Source organism: Aureimonas sp. Leaf427 (genome assembly GCF_001425485.1).
Classification (GTDB): Bacteria; Pseudomonadota; Alphaproteobacteria; order Rhizobiales; family Rhizobiaceae; genus Plantimonas.
In genome coordinates this window covers 1-5,374 of record NZ_LMQW01000039.1, presented here as the reverse complement: position 1 = coordinate 5,374, position 5,374 = coordinate 1, and the positions used below count along the sequence as shown (strand labels likewise).

The window sequence follows — 5,374 nt, the reverse complement described above, 5'->3', positions numbered from 1 at the left end:
CATGTCAACCGCCTGAAGCTCGTCAAGCGCCAGATGTACGGTCGCGCTAAGCTCGATCTTCTGGAAGCTCGCCTCCTTGGAGCGCCCTGATCGTCATCGAGACTGCGTCAGACCCCCGTTTGGACGCCGATCACCCCAAAAACAGGGGCCTTATTCCACGCCGATTCACACACTCACTGGCTTCGCGCCTCAGGGACCGGCAGGGGCGCTTTGCCGCAGCGCGGCGGCGCCTCGGCGATGAGCTCAAGTAGTTCGCGTAAGTTCCACGAGGGTTTTTAGTGGACCTTTCCGACCAACGCGTTGAGCAAGGCCAGTGCTTCGGCCGGGAAACGTTTGGCATAACCTTTCCCTTCCTCGCCTCGCTTCTTCATCCGATAGGCAAGGTGTCGAGATGCGGGATCGGACGGATGAACGGCAGGATCAGCGTAACAACCTCTGGAAAGCGCGCATTGGCGCCTCCGACAATGGTGGCGAGCTGACGGGCGCTGGCCTCGGACTATCCCCGCTTGCAGGTTTGGCGCCTCCTCCGCTTCGGCGCCAGCATGCGCAAAGGTCGGCGGCGCGAGCTCCTCGCGCCCAAGTCAAGCGACTGAAGGGCGGGGGTTTTCCCGGCTATAGGTAGTTCGGCAATTGTCCTGCTGCTAGGTACGCTATCAGTTCAGGATCGTTCACAACGCAATCGTATAGGATATGCTCCCAGCTGTTCACCGACCTGTCTGCGGCGTGCTCGCGCAGGTCCTCGAAGGCCGCGTGCACGTCGCGATTCCGATTGCGCATCCTCGCCGCGTGCCGGAGCACGCGAATATATTCCTTCCTAAAGGAGGACTTGAACCGGGAATGGAGCTGCAGCTCGTCAAGGTGGCGGGTCACCACATCAGTGGCCGCCGCCGGCACCCCGGGATGGCAGAGCAGCTCGGGCGTCGGCGCATTATAGGGCGGGTGTATGCGCAGCGCCGCGACCGGTCCTTCCAGAAACGCATCGTAATAGGGGTGGAGGAACAGCCGGCCATTCGGCCCGGAATAGCGCGCGAGCTTATGCCCCTGGCAGATGTCGCACGCCGGTACGAGGTTTAGCGGCAGGATGGCAAAATCGGGATAGTCCTGCTTGGGCAAATAGTGATCGAGCGTATTGGGCGTCCCGCCCTCGCCGCACATCGGGCACAGGGTGAGGCTGCGATCGCGAAGCGTCTTCAGGATCGGCGCTTGTGCGGCCTCTTCGGCAGGCGAGGCATAGAGGGTCTTGAAGGAAGTCGCCTGTCCAAGTGCGGTTGCCCAGGTTGGCAACTGGCTTGAATCGCCTGCTTTCATATCATAATGCTGACACCGGGTGGTCCACTCCGCCTGGATCCCAGCGAAGAAGGCCGCGTTTATCCCATTTTGTCGCTCGGCAACGACCTCGCTTACATAGGAAGCGATATCGATAACGGGCTTAGGCAGCCGGATCATCGATCCCTACTTCGTCGCCGAGCTCGATCAGAAGCTCCTCGTTCAGATCTTCGGGGGCGAAGCGCGCAAGTAGCTCCTTACGGCCGCCCACAGCCTTTGACGCCTCCTCGATCCACCGTTCGAACGGCTTGGATACCGAATTGTCGCCGAACACATAGGTCGAGATACGCTGGATATCCCCGCCGAACGTCTGGAACGGCGGGCGCTTGATGAACAACCCCTCATCGGTGTGCTCGAATACATGGACGCAATCGCGTGGTACCTCCCTAACCAGCACCAGCGAATGCGTGGCGACGATGGCCTTTGAATCGTATTGGGCGAGGATCGATTTGAGCATTGTGACCAAGGCGAGTTCGAGCGTCGGATGGAGAAAAAGCTCCGGCTCGTCAATGATGACGAGGCTGTTGCGCCGGATCGACCCGAGGAGGTTGATCACCAAGTACGAAAAGAGTCGCTGCCCGGAACTCATCTCCAGGATTTGCCCATTTCGGAACAGCGAAACGCCCGATACGATCTTGGCGTGACGCTTCACTGCCTCGAGGTTGAGATTTCCGGCGGTGTCGTGATCGATGCGAACGAAGCGGCGTGTGATGGCCTTGCCGTCGGAATCGACGTCGGGGATCTCGACCAGAGGCGAGTGATACTCCTGAAGCGCGACTTGAAACGTCTCTCTGTTCGTGGTCGCGGGAACCTCGACCGTCGCGAAATCGAACTGGATGGCCTCACCCAGCACCTGGTGCAGGGTCCACAGCTTCTCGGACCACGCCTTGATCCCGCTGAAACGGCGGTCGTCCCGCGCACAGCTGATGAGGGACTGGACCGCGGCCTCACGGGCATGGTCGAGCGACAAAGTGGTGCGCGGGCCGTTTCGGCCGCGCAGCCCGAAATACTGGTAGACTGCCCGATCCGCGAGCTTGAGGCCTTCGGTGTCGACGCGCAGGCGCTCGAACGGGCTATACGACACTGCGATCAACCGCCCGAAGCTTGGAGCTGCCTCGAATCCAGTGTCCGGCGGACCGCCTGCCTGGAGCCAATGTTCGACAAATTGATAGAGGAGTTGCGACTTCCCGACCCCGTTTGGGCCAATCAGAAGGCTGACGTCATGGGGCAGCAATGATTCCGATCCGAACTCGAATAGGATCGTCTGTATGGTCCCGTCGCGATCCTGAAATGCGAAGCCAAAGTCTTCGACCGTCGAATCCTCGCCGATGAACAGCTTCCAGCCCTCGTTGAATGCCCGTTGGCTTCCGCGCTCGCGCAGCAGCGAAGAGCGGAACTCGGATAAAGCGATCAGTCCCAAAGCTTCCTCGTTGTCGCGTACTCGAGCCAGTAGTGACGCGTCATGCAGCGTCTCGGCCGCACCCAGCGCAGCGTCCTGCCCGGCGATAGCGATGAGTTCTTCGTAGAAAGTAATCCCGCTGGGATTGGAGATGTAGTGCGTGTCCGGTGGGGGGAAGACTCCATCCCACCCGCTCTCGATGAGCTTTTCAAAATAGTTCGCCGTGAAGCTCTTTCCCGCAACAAGAATTTTTATCGGGTCAAGTTGTCGCTCCCCGTCGACGAGCTGGAGATGCGCAACCAGGCTAGTCTTATGGCCATAGTCGTCCCAGTTATTCCACGAGAGCTGGAGAACAGGCTCCGACCCGCCTCCCGCTTGCCGCTTATGGTCCGTTCTTGAGCGGTAGATGATCTTCACGGTCAGCCTCGCGTGCGTTCAGGACTGGCAGCTTCTTTGGCCAGCTTTGTACGCTAGTCTAGCCGAAGAACCAGAGGAACGCGGGGGACCAGCGGTTCGCACATCGGCGGACTCTGCGAAGCCGCCAGGAGTCGCACGTCTGTCCCGCGTGGCACGCTCGATGCGCCTTAGGACGCGGCAGCGGTTGGAGCGAAGCGCGAAATGCGACTGCTACGCCTGTCATCGCGATGACCACTATTGCATCTAGATGAGCTAAAGGCTGACAGGCTGCTTTCAGCCCCTATTGGACATCGGCTGCCTCCACATCGCTTCTTGGCTGCACGTTTGCCAACGCACGATAGACGCTGGTCCGTCCAATCCCCAGCGCCCTGGCGATCCGCGTAGGTCCCTCCCCCGCAGCATGTCGACGCCGGATCTCGTCGTCCGGCACCGACTTCAGGCGTCCGATGCCAGCGTAGATGCCCCTCACCTTCGCCGCCTCGATCCCGGCGCGCTGACGCTCCACGATGAACTTGCGCTCCATCTCGGCGACCATGCCGAGCACCGTGACGACGATGCGCCCGACATCGCCTCCTGTTGTAAGCTCGGGATCGAGAATGCGCAGGGAAGCGCCCTTCTGGTCGAGCTCGTGCACGAGGTTGAGGACGTCGCGGGTCGAGCGGCCGAGACGATCGAGGCGAACGACGACAAGCTCGTCCCCTTCACGCAAAAACTGCATGACCGTCGCAAGCTCGGGCCGATCCTCGGCGGACTTGCCCGACATCTTTTCCGAGCGGACAACCTGACAGCCGGCAGCTTTCAGCTTCTCGAGCTGAATGGTGAGGTCCTGATCGGTCGAGGAGACGCGAGCGTAGCCGAAACGGGGCATGAGAGGCGTGCTTTCGTACCAAAACGGTGGCTGAGACGCATCGTCTGTACCAGAAGTCGGATTCGACAGCTATGGAACATCGTGAGGCGTACCGACAGACTGTCCCGTAGCGGTATACCGTTCTCGAGCAAGGGACAGCTAACCAATCTAGCCTGGCTAGAACCGAAGTGCGTTTCTGGTATGATGGCTGTTCTGGTGCATTGTGGTTGAGATGGGTTATGGTGACAAAAGCGGTGAAGATTGTTGATGGAGGTAAGCTGGTCATACCAGCCCAGTTCCGCCGCGAACTCGGCATGAACGTCGGTGATACCGTTGTCTTGGAAGTTGCGGATGGCGAGCTTCGGGTGCGATCGCGTAGTTTCGCCCTCGCTAATGCCCGTAGGTTGATGAGGCAGCTTGTTCCCGAAGGCGTCAATCTGTCAGACGAGTTGATTGCGGATCGGCGCGCCGAAGCGGCCGTTGAGTAGAATTATGGCCGAACGCTTCGCATTGGACGCATCCGCACTGCTTTGCCTACTCAACGAAGAGGACGGCGCCGAGCAGGTTGAGACCTCTCTCGACAGTTCGGTCATGTCTGCCGTCAACTACTCGGAGGTCGTGGCAAAGATCGTGGAGCGCGGGGGGACGCCGGAGTTGGCGGCTGCCATGCTCGAACCCCTTCACCTTCAGATCATCGATTTCGATCGGGCGCAGGCGGTACGCGCTGGTGAACTTCGTAGCGTCACCCGAAGCGCTGGACTGTCGTTGGGAGATCGTGCCTGTCTCTCACTCGCCGTCGCTCGCGGTATTCGGGCACTGACGACCGATCGGGCATGGGCCGATTTGGAACTCAACGTCGAGATCGAACTGCTACGGTGATTGAAGTTGGCAGCTCAGGTCCTACTGCGATCAGGAGTGGCTTGCGCCCTGCCCCATCCCCTTCGGTTGACTGCTTCGTGCGATCATGGGGCGTTCACTCCCTCTGCCGCTTGAGACCGGACGGGGTGGAAGAACGAACCCACTTCCGCGGGAGGGGCGGCGGCTTTGTTGTCAGAGGACTGATTTGAGCGCGCAGCGCTGATTGAGCGTCGCCTGGCGCGGGCGGACGATCCTGGCTCCTTCACCCGGACGGAGCTTCCCATGACGACCTCCATCATTCCCGCCGCCGCGGTCAGTCCGTTGCGCCAGCGCCTGATCGCCGACATGACGATGCGCCGGTTCTCTGCTGAGACGCAGCGCAACTACCTGCGCGACGTCGGACGCCTGGCCTCGTTCCTCGGACGCTCGCCCGACACGGCCAGCGTTGAAGACCTGCGCCGCTTTCAGATCGCGCTTCAGGAGGCCGGTCTCGGAGCAGCTCGGCCGTCGTTCCGGCTCCATAGGCC

General features: G+C 60.7%; 6 protein-coding genes. 3 read left to right on the top strand and 3 right to left on the bottom strand.

The window, feature by feature from the left end:
• Positions 1–612 precede the first annotated feature (612 nt).
• From ASG62_RS17850 to ASG62_RS17840, 3 genes are all read right to left on the bottom strand, one after another.
• Positions 613–1,446: a hypothetical protein gene (locus tag ASG62_RS17850; RefSeq protein WP_056698613.1), complete on the bottom strand. Its 834-nt coding sequence runs from the start codon at positions 1,444–1,446 to the stop codon at positions 613–615.
• Positions 1,430–3,142: an AAA family ATPase gene (locus ASG62_RS17845; RefSeq protein ID WP_056698609.1), complete on the bottom strand. Its 1,713-nt coding sequence runs from the start codon at positions 3,140–3,142 to the stop codon at positions 1,430–1,432. The genes ASG62_RS17850 and ASG62_RS17845 overlap by 17 nt, the downstream gene beginning before the upstream one ends.
• A 280-nt stretch (positions 3,143–3,422) precedes the next feature.
• Positions 3,423–4,010, bottom strand: a complete 588-nt coding sequence (locus ASG62_RS17840) for a recombinase family protein (protein WP_056698606.1) — start codon at positions 4,008–4,010, stop codon at positions 3,423–3,425.
• A gap of 218 nt (positions 4,011–4,228) precedes the next feature.
• Between ASG62_RS17840 and ASG62_RS17835 the strand changes: the two genes are divergently transcribed.
• The 3 genes from ASG62_RS17835 to ASG62_RS17825 all read left to right on the top strand — a co-directional run.
• On the top strand, positions 4,229–4,477 hold the full coding sequence (locus ASG62_RS17835) for an AbrB/MazE/SpoVT family DNA-binding domain-containing protein (protein ID WP_056698603.1): 249 nt from the start codon (positions 4,229–4,231) through the stop codon (positions 4,475–4,477).
• Between the two features lie 4 nt (positions 4,478–4,481).
• Positions 4,482–4,868, top strand: coding sequence for a type II toxin-antitoxin system VapC family toxin (locus tag ASG62_RS17830; RefSeq protein ID WP_056698600.1), 387 nt, complete (start codon positions 4,482–4,484; stop codon positions 4,866–4,868).
• Between the two features lie 261 nt (positions 4,869–5,129).
• Positions 5,130–5,374, top strand: a 245-nt coding sequence (locus ASG62_RS17825; protein ID WP_162247014.1) for a phage integrase N-terminal SAM-like domain-containing protein, incomplete at its 3' end; no start/stop codon positions are given.

Coding starts and splice junctions, on each gene's coding strand:
- ASG62_RS17840 (WP_056698606.1), bottom strand. CDS start 4,010: ATGCCCCGTTTCGGCTACGCTCGCGTCTCCTCGACCGATCAGGACCTC.
- ASG62_RS17850 (WP_056698613.1), bottom strand. CDS start 1,446: ATGATCCGGCTGCCTAAGCCCGTTATCGATATCGCTTCCTATGTAAGC.
- ASG62_RS17835 (WP_056698603.1), top strand. CDS start 4,229: ATGGTGACAAAAGCGGTGAAGATTGTTGATGGAGGTAAGCTGGTCATA.
- ASG62_RS17830 (WP_056698600.1), top strand. CDS start 4,482: ATGGCCGAACGCTTCGCATTGGACGCATCCGCACTGCTTTGCCTACTC.